The 14,332-nt window shown below is 65.0% G+C and carries 13 protein-coding genes; 6 read left to right on the plus strand and 7 right to left on the minus strand.

Annotated features, from left to right (window positions below; genetic code table 11):
- Window positions 1–8: 8 nt before the first annotated feature.
- Window positions 9–596 carry a TMEM175 family protein gene (locus RY1_RS18040; protein ID WP_072805470.1) on the minus strand — a complete coding sequence of 196 codons (588 nt, stop codon included), beginning with the start codon at window positions 594–596 and terminating at the stop codon, window positions 9–11.
- 38 nt (window positions 597–634) lie between these two features.
- On the opposite strand from RY1_RS18040, the gene RY1_RS18045 reads away from it, so the two are divergent.
- Together RY1_RS18045 and RY1_RS18050 are read left to right on the plus strand one after the other, a co-directional pair.
- On the plus strand, window positions 635–1,021 hold the full coding sequence (locus RY1_RS18045) for a nuclear transport factor 2 family protein (protein ID WP_072805372.1): 387 nt from the start codon (window positions 635–637) through the stop codon (window positions 1,019–1,021).
- The gene (locus tag RY1_RS18050; RefSeq protein ID WP_072805373.1) at window positions 1,018–2,421 is read left to right on the plus strand and encodes an APC family permease; all 1,404 of its coding nucleotides are present in this window, start codon (window positions 1,018–1,020) and stop codon (window positions 2,419–2,421) included. The genes RY1_RS18045 and RY1_RS18050 overlap by 4 nt, the downstream gene beginning before the upstream one ends.
- Window positions 2,422–2,425: 4 nt before the next feature.
- Here the strand turns inward: RY1_RS18050 and RY1_RS18055 are convergent, their stop codons facing one another.
- Window positions 2,426–3,862, minus strand: coding sequence for a dihydrolipoyl dehydrogenase family protein (locus RY1_RS18055; protein ID WP_072805374.1), 1,437 nt, complete (start codon window positions 3,860–3,862; stop codon window positions 2,426–2,428).
- 29 nt (window positions 3,863–3,891) lie between these two features.
- Here RY1_RS18055 and RY1_RS18060 point away from each other — a divergent pair, with 29 nt between their 5' ends.
- Window positions 3,892–4,650 carry an SDR family oxidoreductase gene (locus tag RY1_RS18060; protein ID WP_072805375.1) on the plus strand — a complete coding sequence of 253 codons (759 nt, stop codon included), beginning with the start codon at window positions 3,892–3,894 and terminating at the stop codon, window positions 4,648–4,650.
- Between the two features lie 3 nt (window positions 4,651–4,653).
- Here the strand turns inward: RY1_RS18060 and RY1_RS18065 are convergent, their stop codons facing one another.
- The 3 genes from RY1_RS18065 to RY1_RS18075 are packed head-to-tail and all read right to left on the minus strand — an operon-like array spanning window position 4,654 to window position 6,899.
- Window positions 4,654–4,899: a DUF2630 family protein gene (locus RY1_RS18065; RefSeq protein WP_072805376.1), complete on the minus strand. Its 246-nt coding sequence runs from the start codon at window positions 4,897–4,899 to the stop codon at window positions 4,654–4,656.
- 15 nt (window positions 4,900–4,914) lie between these two features.
- The gene (locus RY1_RS18070; protein WP_072805378.1) at window positions 4,915–6,138 is read right to left on the minus strand and encodes a hypothetical protein; all 1,224 of its coding nucleotides are present in this window, start codon (window positions 6,136–6,138) and stop codon (window positions 4,915–4,917) included.
- Window positions 6,135–6,899, minus strand: a complete 765-nt coding sequence (locus RY1_RS18075; RefSeq protein WP_072805379.1) for a crotonase/enoyl-CoA hydratase family protein — start codon at window positions 6,897–6,899, stop codon at window positions 6,135–6,137. Before RY1_RS18075 ends, RY1_RS18070 begins: the two co-directional genes overlap by 4 nt.
- Before the next feature lie 61 nt (window positions 6,900–6,960).
- On the opposite strand from RY1_RS18075, the gene RY1_RS18080 reads away from it, so the two are divergent.
- Both RY1_RS18080 and RY1_RS18085 read left to right on the plus strand, forming a co-directional pair.
- Complete coding sequence (locus tag RY1_RS18080) at window positions 6,961–7,557, plus strand: TetR/AcrR family transcriptional regulator (protein ID WP_072805381.1); 597 nt, start codon at window positions 6,961–6,963, stop codon at window positions 7,555–7,557.
- Entirely contained in the window at window positions 7,557–9,188 is a 1,632-nt protein-coding gene (locus tag RY1_RS18085) for an acyl-CoA dehydrogenase family protein (protein ID WP_072805382.1), read from the plus strand. The genes RY1_RS18080 and RY1_RS18085 overlap by 1 nt, the downstream gene beginning before the upstream one ends.
- A gap of 7 nt (window positions 9,189–9,195) precedes the next feature.
- Here the strand turns inward: RY1_RS18085 and RY1_RS18090 are convergent, their stop codons facing one another.
- Entirely contained in the window at window positions 9,196–10,956 is a 1,761-nt protein-coding gene (locus RY1_RS18090; protein WP_072805383.1) for an MFS transporter, read from the minus strand.
- Between the two features lie 174 nt (window positions 10,957–11,130).
- A complete protein-coding gene (pgi, locus tag RY1_RS18095) occupies window positions 11,131–12,780 on the minus strand; it encodes a glucose-6-phosphate isomerase (protein ID WP_072805384.1) in 1,650 nt (549 codons plus the stop codon).
- An 80-nt stretch (window positions 12,781–12,860) separates the two neighbouring features.
- Here pgi and RY1_RS18100 point away from each other — a divergent pair, with 80 nt between their 5' ends.
- Entirely contained in the window at window positions 12,861–14,312 is a 1,452-nt protein-coding gene (locus tag RY1_RS18100) for an NAD-dependent succinate-semialdehyde dehydrogenase (RefSeq protein ID WP_072805385.1), read from the plus strand.
- The last annotated feature ends 20 nt before the right edge of the window (window positions 14,313–14,332 follow it).

Here is a 14,332-nt window from a genome sequence, read left to right on the forward strand (position 1 = left end):
GCCCGAAGCTAACCTCTGCGCCGATCGATCAGGCGGTGGACAGGTGACTCCAGAGCGAGCGCCAGCAACGACCACAATCCGACGACGGTGAACGACAACACGAATGCCACCAGCATCAGAATTGCCGTGATGGAGCCGCCGAGCAGGCTACGGCCGGAGTTGTAGGGAGCGATGTCGGGGTTGTACTCGATGACGAGTTCGATGAGGAAGATCGCGATCACCGATACCGCGATGGTCCCGACGTACAGCGACGACGCGCTCGGATCGAATCCCTCCTTCTCGGCGATGAGTTTGGTCGGGAAGGGCAGGAACACGATGCTGAGCAGCCAGACGAAGTTGGCCCATGCCAAAGTCTTCGTGTACCCGATCAGGTCGCTGAAGATGCGGTGGTGAGTGAGCCAGAGCCTGAAGATCACCACGAAGCTGAGGACGAACGCGAAGATCTCGGCACCGTGCTCGGCGATGAGTTCCCACGTGGTCATTCCCTCTGTCGGTCCGGCGATGTCCACCAGCGGCAGAATCAGCAGAGTGGCCGCGATCGCGACCACCGCATCACTGAAGTTGACGAGCCGCTCGAACCCCCGTTGCGTTTCCATGCCGTCATTGTGGCCCGCGCAGGCGTAACTTCCCACACATGGCTATCGACAAGCTGCGCGAGATGTTTTCCGTCATGGTGGTCGCGAAGAACGCCGACGCGGTGCCGCGGTACTACCACCCGGATTTCGAACTCGTCACCAACGGTGCCACGCAGACGTACGCGGAGTTCGACCGAGGTCACCGCACCGTCTACGCAACCGAGATCACCTACGACCTCGAGTACGACGAGGACGCGTGGGTGGAGGCAACGGACCGGGTGGCTGGGCGGATGTGGATCACCACGGCTCGGCCGAATGAGTCGCCGACGCGCATCGAGGTGTTGTTCATCGCAACGTTCGTCGACGGGTTGATCCACCGACTGTGGGAGCTGACCTGGCCGGACTGGTCACAGCTCGGGGCGTTCGAGACGTACGGCAACCGGTGAACGAGCGTCGAACACTGACCACCGGACGCGTGGTGTTCCTCGTCGTCGCAGCGGCCGCCCCGATGGCCGCGATGATCGGCAACGTCCCCCTCGCGCTGATCCGCGGCAACGGTGCAGGTCTGCCCGCGGCGTTCGCCATCAGCGGCATCGTGCTGATGTGTTTCTCGGTGGGTTTCGCGGCGATGAGTCAGCAGGTGGTCAACACCGGTGCGTTCTACACTTACGTCGGACTCGCGCTGGGAAAGCCACCCGGCGTTGCGGCTGCGTACGTGGCGGTGCTCGCATACACCTCGCTGGCGTGCGGTCTCGCTGCGGCGTTCGGGTACTTCACCCATCTCGTGGTTCTCGACTCGGGCCCGGACGTGCCGTGGTGGGTGTTCACCGCGGTCGCGGTCATCATCGTTGCGTGCCTTGGGTTCCGCAACGCTGATCTGTCGGCGAAGGTCCTCGGCACACTGATGGTCGCCGAATTCGCGTTCCTCACGATGTTCGACGTCCTCGTCGTCGGGCAGAAAGGTTCCGCGGCACTGCCCCTCGAATCGTTCGCTCCCGCACAGGTGTTCTCCGGTTCGCTCGGAATCGCATTGATGTTCGCGTTCTCGAGTTTCATCGGCTTCGAATCTGCGGCGCTCTACGGCGAGGAGACCAAGGACCCGAAACGGAGCATTCCGCGGGCCACCTACATCGCCGTGTCGACGATCGCCGTGTTCTACGTCCTGACGAGCTGGATCATCGTCGGTGCGGCCGGCGGCGTCGACGCACCGGCCCTGGCCCAGAGCGAACTGGGCAACCTGCTCTTCACTCTCGCTCGCGAGTACGGCGGAACGATCCTGTACGACGGTACCGCGGTGCTGCTGTGTACGAGCGTGCTCGCGTCGTATCTTGCGGTGCACAACGCGGCAAGTCGCTACCTGTTCGCGCTGGGGCGAGAAAGAGTGCTGCCGGAGGTACTGGGCCGGTTCCACGCGAAACACTTCAGCCCGCACATCGGCAGCATGACGGTGTCTTCGGTGTGCGCAGCAGCCCTGGTGGTGTTCGCGCTCTTCGGCGCCGACCCGTACCTCGTTGTCGCGGCGGGCGCGATCGGACTCGGCACGTTGGGTGTCATCGCGCTGCAGGCGGCCGCGGCTCTGTCGGTGCTTGCATTCTTCTGGCGGCGCGACGACCGATCGCTGTGGCGCACCGGAATTGCACCGGGTGTCGGGTTCGTCGGCCTGACAACGGGATTGGTGCTGGCCGGCACGCACTACAGCACACTCACCGGCTCGGACTCGGCCGTGGTCAACGCCGTCCCGGTCGTGCTGGTGGTGGCGGCAGTCGCGGGCGTGCTGGTGGCTGTCCGTATGAAGCGCCGCGAACCGGAGTTGTATGCCGGTATCGCAGCGGGTCATCTCCGGTAACGGCTCACTCGCGACGCGACTCCAACAGGCGCAGCCATACTTCACTGACAGTGGGGTACGACGGTACGGCGTGCCACAGGTCGTCGAGCGTCACCTTGCCGACGACGGCAACTGTTGCGGCATGCACCAACTCGGCAACACCCGGCCCGACGAAGGATGCGCCGACGAGGGTGTCGGTTCCCTTGTCGACGATCAACTGCGCGTGCCCCGAGTAGTCGTCCTGCTGCAGCGAGGATCCGGCGACCGCGATGTCGACTCCGAGAATCTCGACGTCGACGCCTGCGTCACGTGCCTGCTTCTCGGTCTGCCCGACGGACGCCACTTCGAGCGGTGTGAACACCACCTGAGGTACCTGTCGATGATCTGCGGTGGCCGAGAATCGCTTGCCGCTCAGGGGTCTTCCGTCGGCCCGTGCGGCGATGACGTCGCCGGTGACGCGGGCTTGGTACTTGCCCATGTGCGTCAACTGGGCTCGGCCGTTGACATCGCCCGTGGCGTACAGCCAGTCGAGGCCCGGTACCTGAAGGTGGTCGTCGGTCTCGACGAACTTGCCGTCCTCCAGTCCGACCGCCGACAGTCCGACGTCGCTGCTCGCCGGCTTCCTGCCCGCCGCCACGACGATCTCGTCGACGGTGATCGTCTCGCCGCCGACCGTCAAGTGTGCTGCGCCGCCGTGGATCTTGCCGATTCCGGTGTCCTGTGCGCCCGGCCGCGAGACGCTCTGCAGATCGGCGTGGAACAGAATCGTCGCACCACGATCACGCAATGCCGTCGCGACCAGTTCGCTCGCGAACGGTTCGGCATTGGCCAGCAACGCGGACCCGCGCACGATCATCGTCACCTCGGCGCCCAAGGACAGCAGCCACGTCGCGCTTTCGCAGGCGACGACACCTCCGCCGATGATCGCGACGCGTCGGGGAACCTCGTGCAGGTTGGTGGCGTCACGTGAGATCCAGGGGAGCGCATCGCGCAGGCCGGGTGTGTTCGGCACCGATGCCGTGGTGCCGGTGGCGAGGACGACCGCATGCCTGGCCGTCAGGGTGCGGCCGTCGACGTCGACCGTCTTCTCACCCGAGATGCGGCCGTGCCCGCGAACGACGGAGATGCCTGCGGATTCGGCCCACTTCACCTGGGAGGAGTCGTCGAGCGCATGCGTGAACGATTCCCGGCGCGCAAGCACGGCCTCGACATCGAGAGGCTTGTCGCCGACCAGCTCCTGGACACCTGGCATGTTTCGCGCGGTGTCGAGCACCTGGCCAGGGCGGAGGAGCGACTTGCTGGGCATGCACGCCCAGTACGAGCATTCGCCGCCGACCAGCTCGTGTTCGACGATGACGGCCGTACGGTCGCTTCCGGCAATGGCGTAGCTCGCCGCGTTCTCGCCAACGGGGCCGCCGCCGATCACGATGACATCGAATTCGTCGCTACTGTCCATGGTCATCACTCCAGAGTGGCATAGGCTCGTCGGCCATGGGGCAGACGAGGAAGAACATTTTGATCACCGGCGCGAGTTCGGGTCTCGGGGAGGAAATGGCGCGGCGATTCGCAGCCATGGGTCGCAACCTCGCGCTGTGTGCGCGGCGGCTGGATCGGCTCGAGGTTCTGCGGGACGATCTGCTCGCGAAGAACCCGGGCATCAGCGTGGCGATCAGGGCTCTCGACGTCACCGACCACAACGCCGTCGCGCGCGTCTTCGGCGAGCTGGAGGAAGAACTCGGCGGACTCGACCGCATCGTGGTCAACGCAGGCTTGGGCAAGGGCGCGAAGATCGGTACCGGCCGCGCCGATGCGAACCTCGCGACCGCTCGAACCAACTTCGTGGGCGCACTCTCGCAGTCCGAAGCCGCACTCGAGATTTTCCGTCGACAAAAATACGGGCATCTGGTGCTCGTGTCCTCGATCAGCGCAGACCGAGGACTGCCGGGGCCGAAGGCGGTCTATTCGGCGAGCAAGGCGGGCGTCGCGGCTCTCGGTGAGGCGTTGTCGACCGAGCTCGCCAGAACGCACATCGCCGTCACGACTTTGTTGCCCGGGTTCATCGCCACCGACATGTCGGCCAAGGCGGGCGACAACTCCTCGCTGACAGCCACTCTCGATGTCGGCGTCACCGCAATGGTCACCGCCATCGAGAAGGAGTCCAGGCGTGTGGCTCTGCCCGGCCTGAAGTGGCAGGGGATCGACCTCGCGCTGCGCTTCCTGCCCACCGCGATCTCGAACCGGCTCGTCTGACGTCTACTGCAGGTAGTGCTCGACCTGTTCGACGCTGTTGACCTTCGCGTCGTCGGGGGATTGGCCTGCGTCCTTGCGGGCGCGGCGCTGACGCAGGAGGTCCCAGCACTGATCGAGCGCGTGCTCGATGGACGCGAGTTGCGCCTTCTCGTCGGCGGGGTCGATGTCGCCGGCCTCGGACTGCGTACGCAGCTTGTGTTCGGTGGCGACCAGTTGTTCGATCTTGCTGTAGATGTCGTTCTCGCTCATGTGTTCACGGTAGCCCTATCTCCAGGATCGAGCATCGAGACGCCTGCGTGTCAGAACGGACTGTGCCCCATCTCGCAGCGCGTCCGACGTCGGGGCCAGCTGTGCGTCGGTCCCGACGAGCGAGAGGGTCGACGTCGTACCCGTCGACGCCAGGTAGGCCGAGAGTGAATTGACGGTGGCAGTGCCTTCGGCGCCAGGATGCATCGCCCTGGTCGCCACCGTCCTCGCTCGGTGTGGTCCGATCGAGTAGATCGCTGCGGGGAGTTTCCCGATGTTCGAACACAGCACCGGTGCGCTGCCGGGGCCCGCAGTGAGCGATGCGGCCACACGATCGGGCAACAGCTGAACGGCTTCGGCGGGGAAACCGCTCGGGGCACCGGCGGGACCGGTGAACGCGGCCTTGCAGGCGGCTCCGATGTCGGCCACGGTCTCGCCGGGCGACACCTCGATGGTTGCCATACCGATTCCGTTGGCACCAGGCGTACTCGAACGGAACGGCACGTTCACCGTCACCGGCGACCGATGGCCGAGTTCGACGGCGATGCCGCTGACGAGGGAAATGAACTCGGCGTTGGTCATCGCACCGTCGATGTCGAACACCGCGGTGGTGACGACGGCGGAGTGAGACTCGATCTTTTTCGGCGCCCTCAGAAAGGCGGTCAGTTCACGGCGCGATTCGGCGTGAAGCGTCAGCCCGGCCACCGCGCGCAGCGACCTCGCCGTGACGGAGGTGCCGAGTCGCACTGCGTCCAGGAGATCGGAGCTGTGGTGCGAAAGATGGTGCTGCGGAGCAGTTCCCCCGAACGCGAGCACCGCGGCCGAGATCAGGCCCGCAGCGTCGGCGAGTGCATGCGAACAGACGAGTGATGCTAGCGTTCCACCGTTGTCGGTGGTGGTCGAGGACAACCGCCATCCCGGACCGTACTCGGGATCGAGATCCACATCGGCCTGCGCGTCGGCCCAGTCGAGCAACTCGGATTCGGCAAGTCGAGAATCCTCGAACGCGAGGGGAAGTGATTCGCTGTTCGGGGCCCACCGTCGTCGAGCACCGGGAATGGAGGGCGTCACCACCTTTCGTCCCAGTAAACCCATCGACAGATTGGCATGTGCGGCAGCAAGTTCCACGCGCGCGATGGTCTCGTCGCTACGCAGCAGGCCCTGCAGAACTATCGGCAGTCCGTACCCGCGATGCGTGCGCAGGAAGATCTCGTCGATGACGGACAGTCGGTCCGAGGTCACGGCGCCCCTGTACCGTGCCTACCGGCGCCCGACGCGAATGCCTGCGCCCCGCCGAGCGCGTCGGCTGCCATGGAGACTGCGCCGCGCCGAAACTCGTTCGCGATGGCTGCCTCTTCGTCGAGTCCGTCCTGTTCGAGAAGCGACAGTCGGTCCTGGCGCATGCACGTCTGCGGAAGCGTCGCCAGTTGCGCGGCGAGTGCTTCGGCCTCGGCACGGGCATGCCCGACGGGAACCACCCGATTGGCGAGTCCGATCGCGAGCGCTTCGTCGGCGTCCACGGCACGGCCGGTGAGGATCAGGTCCATTGCGCGTGAGCTGCCGATCAGTCTCGGCAGCCTGACCGTGCCGCCGTCGATCAGCGGAACACCCCATCGGCGGCAGAAGACTCCGAACGTGCTGTTGCTCTCGATGATTCGGAGATCGCACCACAGTGCGAGTTCGAGTCCGCCGGCGACTGCGAACCCGGACACCGCCGCGATCACGGGTTTCGACAACCGCATGCGTGTCGGACCCATGGGGCCGTCACCGTGTTCGGTCGCGTGATTGGAACGGTCGGTCCCGAGCGCTTTCAGATCGGCGCCGGAGCAGAAGGTGCCGCCCTCGCCCCACAGAACCGCGACGGCCGCGTTCTCGTCGGCGTCGAACTCCTCGAATGCTGCGACGAGTTCGGTCGCGGTCGGTCCGTCGACGGCGTTACGCGACTCGGGCCGCGACAAGACGACGGTGGTGACAGGTCCGGAGCGTTCGATCCTGACTGGCATGGGTTCGACGGTACTCACGAGGTCTTGCCTGAAGCAATGAATCAATGCTTCAATTCTTCCCATGCCGTACCGCCGCACAACGGCCGTGCAAGCTCGTCTCGACGCCGGGCGCGAGAAACTCTTCGCGTCCGCCATCGAGGTGCTGTCCACACAGGGGTACCGAGGTCTGTCCATCGCAACCGTCGCCGCCGCAGCCGGGGTGTCTGCCGGCAGCGTGTACACGCACTTCGAGAACAAGTCCGACCTGGTGGTAGCGATCTTCAGGGAGGTGAGCGGCCGCGAGGTTCGGGCCGTCGCCGCCGCGGGGAGTTCGGGAAACGTCGTCGAGCGGGTCACCGCGATCGTCGAGACGTTCGCCGGCCGAGCCATGAAGAACCGCACGATGGCATACGCCCTACTGGCCGAGCCCGTCGATCCAGCCGTCGACGCGGAACGGCTGGTGTTTCGCCGCAGCTTCACCGACGCGATAGCCGGGGCCATCTCGGCAGGCGTCGCATCCGGGGACCTACCGGAGCAGAATGTCGACCTCGCGGCCGCCGGACTCGTCGGCGCGGTCGGGGAGGTTCTCGTCGGGCCGCTGAGTCCTGATCGCACGCCGGGGCCGGACGTGGTTCCAGACCTCGTCGCCTTCGCCCTCCGCTCGTTAGGAGTTCGCTGATGACTTTCCCCGCTACACACGAGGTGTTCAATCAGGTGCCGGACCTGCTGCCGTACGACACGTCGGAGGACTCGTCGCTACTGGAAGGGCTGGAGCGCCACGGGGCGCAGTGGGCCCTCGGCGAACTCCGTGAACTCGGCGATCTCGCCGGAAGCGTCGAGGTTCAGCAGTGGGGTCGGCTTGCCAACGAGTATCCACCCGTACTGCACACACATGATCGATACGGCAACCGCATCGACGAGGTCGAGTTCCATCCGCACTGGCACGACCTGATGGCGGTCGCCGTCGCCAACGGATTGCACGCGACGCCGTGGCAGTGTGACCGCCCCGGCGCGCACGTTGCGCGCGCCGCCAAGTTCTACGCCTGGGGGCAGGCGGACGCCGGACACATGTGTCCGATCTCGATGACGTACGCCGCTGTGCCTGCGCTGCGCCACAATCCGACGCTCGCCGCGCTGTACGAGCCGTTGTTGGCGTCGAGGCACTACGATTTCGGGCTGCGTGTGCCCACCGAGAAACGTGGCCTCATCGCCGGAATGTCGATGACGGAGAAGCAAGGCGGCTCCGACGTCCGGGCCAACACGACGAAGGCCGTTCCGTGCTCCGACGGTAGCTATTCGATCGTCGGACACAAGTGGTTCACGTCGGCTCCGATGTCGGACATGTTTCTCACGCTGGCGCAGGCGCCCGGCGGGCTGTCGTGCTTCCTGCTGCCCCGTGTACTTCCCGACGGCAGTCGCAATCGTATTGCGCTGCAACGACTCAAGGACAAGCTCGGGAACAAGTCCAACGCGTCGGGCGAGCTCGAGTACCAGGGAGCGACGGGCTGGCTGATCGGGGAGGAGGGCCGCGGCGTCCCCACGATCATCGACATGGTGAACATGACCAGGCTCGACTGCGTCATCGGATCCGCCGCGGGCATTCGCAACGCCACCGTGCGAGCCGTTCATCATGCACGGCACCGCGCCGCATTCGGCGCGGCGCTCGTCGATCAACCGCTGATGCGGAACGTACTGTCGGACTTGATCATCGAGTCCGAGGCTGCGACGACGGTGATGATGCGACTCGCAGGCGCCACCGACCGGGCCGCGCACGGCGACGAACAGGAGACCTCGCTGCGACGGATTGCCTTGGCCGTCAGCAAGTACTGGGTCTGCAAGCGTGCGCCCTCGCATGCTGCCGAAGCGCTCGAATGCCTCGGTGGCAACGGCTATGTCGAGGAATCGGGCATGCCGCGGTTGTTCCGCGAGTCGCCACTGATGTCCATCTGGGAAGGATCGGGCAACGTCGCCGCGCTCGATTCGCTGCGCGCACTTCTCAAGCAGCCGGACAGCGTCGATGCGTACTTCACCGAGGTCGGACTCGCATCCGGTGCCGACTCACGCCTCGACGACGCCATCTCCCGCGTCGGGAAGGAGTTGGCCGATCATTCCGACATCGAATACCGCGCACGACGCGTCGTCGAGCTCATGGCTCTCGTGTTCCAGGGTTCGCTGCTGGTCCGACACGGGGATCCGGCCGTGGCCGATGCCTTCTGCGCCAGCAGGCTCGGCGAGGACTGGGGCGGAGCCTTCGGCACATTGCCCACCGGAGTGGACACGGCAGCGGTCTTGGCTCGCGTGCCGCTGTAGATCGGTCTCAGGCGTCGACCTTCGCGGCCTCGGCGAGCTCCTCGCGCTCGTCGTGGACGTAGCGGCCGCCTGCCAAGGCGGACGCGATGGCGCCGATGATCATCATCGCGGCTGCGGCGACGAACACCACGATCAGACCGGAATGGAACGGACCCGAGATGAGGTTCGGGAAGAAGGACTGGCCCACCAGCACGTCGGAGTTCACGCCCGGCTGACCGAGAGTCCCCGATGCGCCGAGGAGTTCCTGGATCGGATTGAATCCCAGGAAGGCCGCGAACAGGCTTCCCACCGGCGGCAACGCGGCGACGTTCTGCGCGATGTCGGACGGGACGCCCTGCGCGGTCAGGCCTTCGAGCATGGCGTCCGGAAGAGTGGTCGAGAGGCCGATGATCATGAGCGAGAAGAAGATTCCGATCGACAACGCAGTCCCGGAGTTGAAGAAGGTAGCGCGCATTCCCGACGCGGCGCCGCGCTGATCGGCGGGCACGCTCGACATGATGGCCGCGGTGTTCGGGGAGGAGAACAGGCCCGATCCGACCCCGTTGAGGAACACCAGTAGCGCGAACACCCAGTAGTCGAAGTCGACCGGAATCACGAGCATGAGCAGGAACGTCGCGGCGACGAGCAGCGATCCGCCGGTGGCGAACGGACGGGCACCGAAGCGGTCCGACAGAATGCCCGAGATCGGTCCTGCAGCGAGGAATCCAACGGTGAGAGGGAGCAGGTAGATGCCTGCCCACAGCGGCGTCGACTCGTAGTCGAATCCGTGCAGCGGCAGCCAGATTCCCTGCAGCCAGATGATCAGCATGAACTGCAGGCCGCCGCGTCCGACGGATGCCATGAGCCCCGCCAGGTTGCCGAACCCGAACGCACGGTTCTTGAACAGGGCCAGATGGAACATCGGCTGTGCGACCACCGATTCCACCCAGCAGAACAGTCCCAGCACCGCGAGACCGCCGAAGACCGCGGCGAGGACCCACGGATTGCTCCACCCCGTCGTCGAATCCCCGTAGGGCTGGATGCCGTAGGTGATGCCGGTGAGCAGGGCGGTCAGCCCGACGGCGAACGTGACGGTACCGAGCCAGTCGATCGTGCCGGTGCCGCGCTGGCCCAACTCGTGCAGCGACTTGTACGACCACAGCGTGCCGAGCAGGCCGAGCGGCACGCTCACCCAGAACACCGCGCGCCAATCCCATTCGGACAGAACACCGCCGATGATGAGACCGAGGAACGAACCGGCGACGGCCGCGACCTGGTTGATGCCCAGTGCCATGCCGCGTTGGCGCGACGGGAACGCGTCGGTGAGGATGGCGGTCGAGTTGGCCATCAGCATCGCACCGCCGACGCCCTGGACCACTCGCCAGCCGATGAGCCACAGTGCGCCCGCGCCCTGGTCGAAGAAGTCGAAGCACAGCAGCACCGAGGACGCGGTGAACACCACGAATCCGAGGTTGTAGACCTTGACGCGGCCGTAGATGTCACCCATCCGGCCGAACGTCACGACGAATACCGCGGACGCCAACAGGAACCCCATGAGGAGCCACAGCAGGTAGCTGACGTTGCCCGCAGCCAGCGGATCGAGGTGAATTCCGCGGAAGATCGCGGGGAGGGAGATGATCACGATCGACGAGTTGATCGTCGCCATCAGCACGCCCAACGTCGTGTTGGACAGCGTGATCCACTTGTAGCGCGGATGGTCGTGGTCGACGCGAAGGCGACGGCGAACCGTCGCGACGTCACCGAGATCGAGCTCGTGCTCTGTAGTCACCAATATCCCCGGAATCACTCGGCCAAATAGTTATATAGGCGTACTATATTGGCCGAGGTGCGGTTAATCGACTCCAAAAGTGTTGCCTATGCCCGATTTACTCCCCGTGTTGTGCGCTGTCGAGGCACAACACGGGGAGTGGATCGACCACTCGGGAGTGCTGCTTCGGGAGTGCTACTTCGCCCGGCCTCGCTGGTCGCGGTACCAGCGGACCAGTGCGTCGGTGGATGAATCGGATTGCGGCGCAGGGGCCTGCGTGTCGGTGAGGACAGGGGTCAGCTCCAGTGCCTGGGTCTTGCCGAGTTCGACGCCCCACTGGTCGAACGAGTCGACGCCCCAGACGACGCCTTCGACGAAGACCTGGTGCTCGTAGAGCGCGATCAGCTGGCCGACGACCGACGGAGTCAGCTTGGGCGCGAGGATCGAGGTGGACGGCCGGTTGCCCGGCATCACCTTGTGCGGTACCACGTCGGCTGCTGTTCCCTCCGCTGCGATCTCCTCTGCGGTCTTGCCGAACGCGAGGACCTTCGTCTGCGCGAAGTAGTTGCTCATCAGCAGATCGTGCATGCTGCCGGTGCCGTCGCGGGTCGGGAGATCGTCGGTCGGCTCGGCGAACCCGATGAAGTCCGCTGGTACGAGGCGGGTGCCCTGGTGCAGCAGCTGGTAGAAGGCGTGCTGGCCGTTGGTGCCCGGCTCGCCCCAGAAGATTTCACCCGTGGAGGTGGTGACCGGTGTTCCGTCGGCCTTGACGGACTTGCCGTTCGACTCCATGGTCAACTGCTGCAGGTACGCCGGGAATCGGGACAGGTCGTTCGAGTACGGCAGTACCGCACGGGTTTCCGCGCCGAAGAAGTTGCTGTACCAGAGCCCGATCAGCCCGAGTAGTACCGGTGCGTTCTCGGCGAGCGGAGTCGTCCGGAAATGCTCGTCGATGCGGTGGAAACCGTCGAGGAACTCGGCGAATGCCTCCTTGCCGATGACTGCCATGACCGAAAGTCCGATTGCCGAGTCGACCGAGTAGCGTCCGCCGACCCAATCCCAGAAGCCGAACATGTTGGCGGTGTCGATGCCGAACTCGGACACACGCTCGGCGTTGGTGGACACTGCGACGAAATGCTTCGCAACAGCGTCCTCCCCGAGTGTCTCGGTGAGCCATCGGCGCGCGCCGGTCGCGTTGGTCAGTGTTTCGAGCGTCGAGAAGGTCTTCGACGCGATGATGAACAGCGTTGTCGCCGGATCGAGGCCGTCCAGTGCGGCGACGAGATCTGCCGGGTCGACATTCGAGACGAACTTGGCGTCGATGCCCGCGTCGGCGTAGTGGCGCAATGCCTTGTAGACCATGACGGGGCCGAGGTCGCTGCCGCCGATTCCGATGTTGACGACGGTGCGGATCTTCTGACCCGATGCGCCGAGCCACTCACCGGAGCGGACGCGATCGGTGAACTCACCCATGCGCGCGAGTACTTCGTGTACATCGGCGACCACGTTCTGTCCGTCGACTTCGAGAGTCGCATCGGCGGGGAGCCGCAGGGCGGTGTGCAGGACAGCACGGTCCTCGGAGGTGTTGATGTGCTTGCCCTCGAACATGGCGTCGCGATGTCCTTCGACATCCGCTGCGCGTGCGAGTTCGACGAGCAGAGCCACGGTGTCGCGGTCGATCCGATGCTTGCTGTAGTCGATGTGCAGATCTCCGGCGGCCAAGGTGAACTCGCGCCCGCGATTCGGGTCACCCGCGAAAAGATCACGCAGGTGGGTTTCACCGATGGAGTCGTGATGTAGTTTCAGATTTTTCCAGGCTTCGCTGCCTGTGATGTCGCCGCTCATATTTGTCGACCCTAATGTGCGGGACGCCCTTGTGCGCGTCTTCTGGTGCCGACCCATGCGGGCAGGGCAGACTAGAAGGCATGGGAATCAAGTCAATCATCGAAACCATTCAACCGAAGCTGTGGATCGGTGGCCATGCTGTCGACGCCGAGAACGGTGCCACGTTCGAAGTCAACGACCCGTCGACCGGCAAACCGATCGCCGTCGTCGCCGACGCCAGCCCCGCCGACGCCGCGAAAGCGATCGATGCAGCCGCCGGTGCACAGAAGTCCTGGGCGAGCACGCCTGCCCGTGAACGCGGTGAACTCCTTCGAGCGGCGTTCGAGAAGATCACCGAGCGCGCCGACGACATCGCCGAGGTCATGACACTCGAGATGGGCAAAGCCATCGCCGAGTCCAGGGCCGAGGTCAAGTACGGCGCAGAGTTCTTCCGCTGGTTCGCCGAGGAAGCAGTGCGGATCGGTGGTCGCTACACCCCGGCTCCGGCAGGCAACGGTCGAATTCTTGTCACCAAGGTGCCCGTGGGACCGGTACTGGCGATCACGCCCTGGAACTTTCCGCTCGCGATGGGGACCCGCAAGATCGGGCCCGCTCTGGCGGCCGGCTGCACCATCATCGTCAAGCCGGCAAGCGAGACGCCGTTGACGATGCTGCTCCTCGCGCAGATCCTTGCCGAGATCGGACTCCCCGACGGTGTGCTGTCGGTCCTGACCACGTCGTCGTCGAGGGCGGTGAGTGCACCCCTGCTCTCGGATCCACGTCTGCGCAAGCTCACGTTCACGGGTTCGACGGAGGTGGGCAAGAAGCTCATCGAGCAGTCTGCAGGCACTCTGCTGCGTACGTCGATGGAACTCGGCGGCAATGCACCATTCGTCGTGTTCGACGACGCGGACATCGATGCTGCCGTCGACGGCGCGATACTCGCGAAGCTCCGCAACGGCGGCGAAGCGTGTACTGCGGCCAACCGATTCCATGTCGCCAACAGCGTTCGAGAAGAATTCACCACCAAGCTCGTCGAGAAGATGAAGACCTTCACGCTCGGGCCGGGCATCGACCCCGAGACGAAGCTCGGACCGCTGATCAACGCGGATCAGCTGAGCACGGTGCAGGAACTCGTTGCGGACGCGGTCAAGGAAGGCGCCACGGTGGCTCTGGGCGGCGAAGCGCCGGGCGGAGAAGGCTACTTCTACCCGGCGACCGTGCTGACCGACGTCCCGCCGACCGCGCGGATCCTGAAGGAGGAGGTGTTCGGGCCGGTGGCACCGATCATCGGATTCGATACCGAACAAGAGGGAATCGACGCTGCCAACGACACCGAGTTCGGGTTGGCGTCGTACTTCTACACCGCGAGCCTCGACCGTGCGCTACGTGTCGCCGACGCCATCGACAGCGGAATGGTGGGCGTCAACCGCGGAGTGATCTCGGACGCGGCTGCACCGTTCGGAGGAGTGAAATCGTCCGGCTTCGGACGCGAAGGTGGAAGTGAAGGAATCGAAGAGTACCTCGACACCAAGTACATCGCTCTGACCTGACGAAAAAACTCGTTGTGCAT

Origin of the sequence: Rhodococcus yunnanensis NBRC 103083 (genome assembly GCF_001895005.1) — a bacterium.
Taxonomy (GTDB): domain Bacteria; phylum Actinomycetota; class Actinomycetes; order Mycobacteriales; family Mycobacteriaceae; genus Rhodococcoides; species Rhodococcoides yunnanense.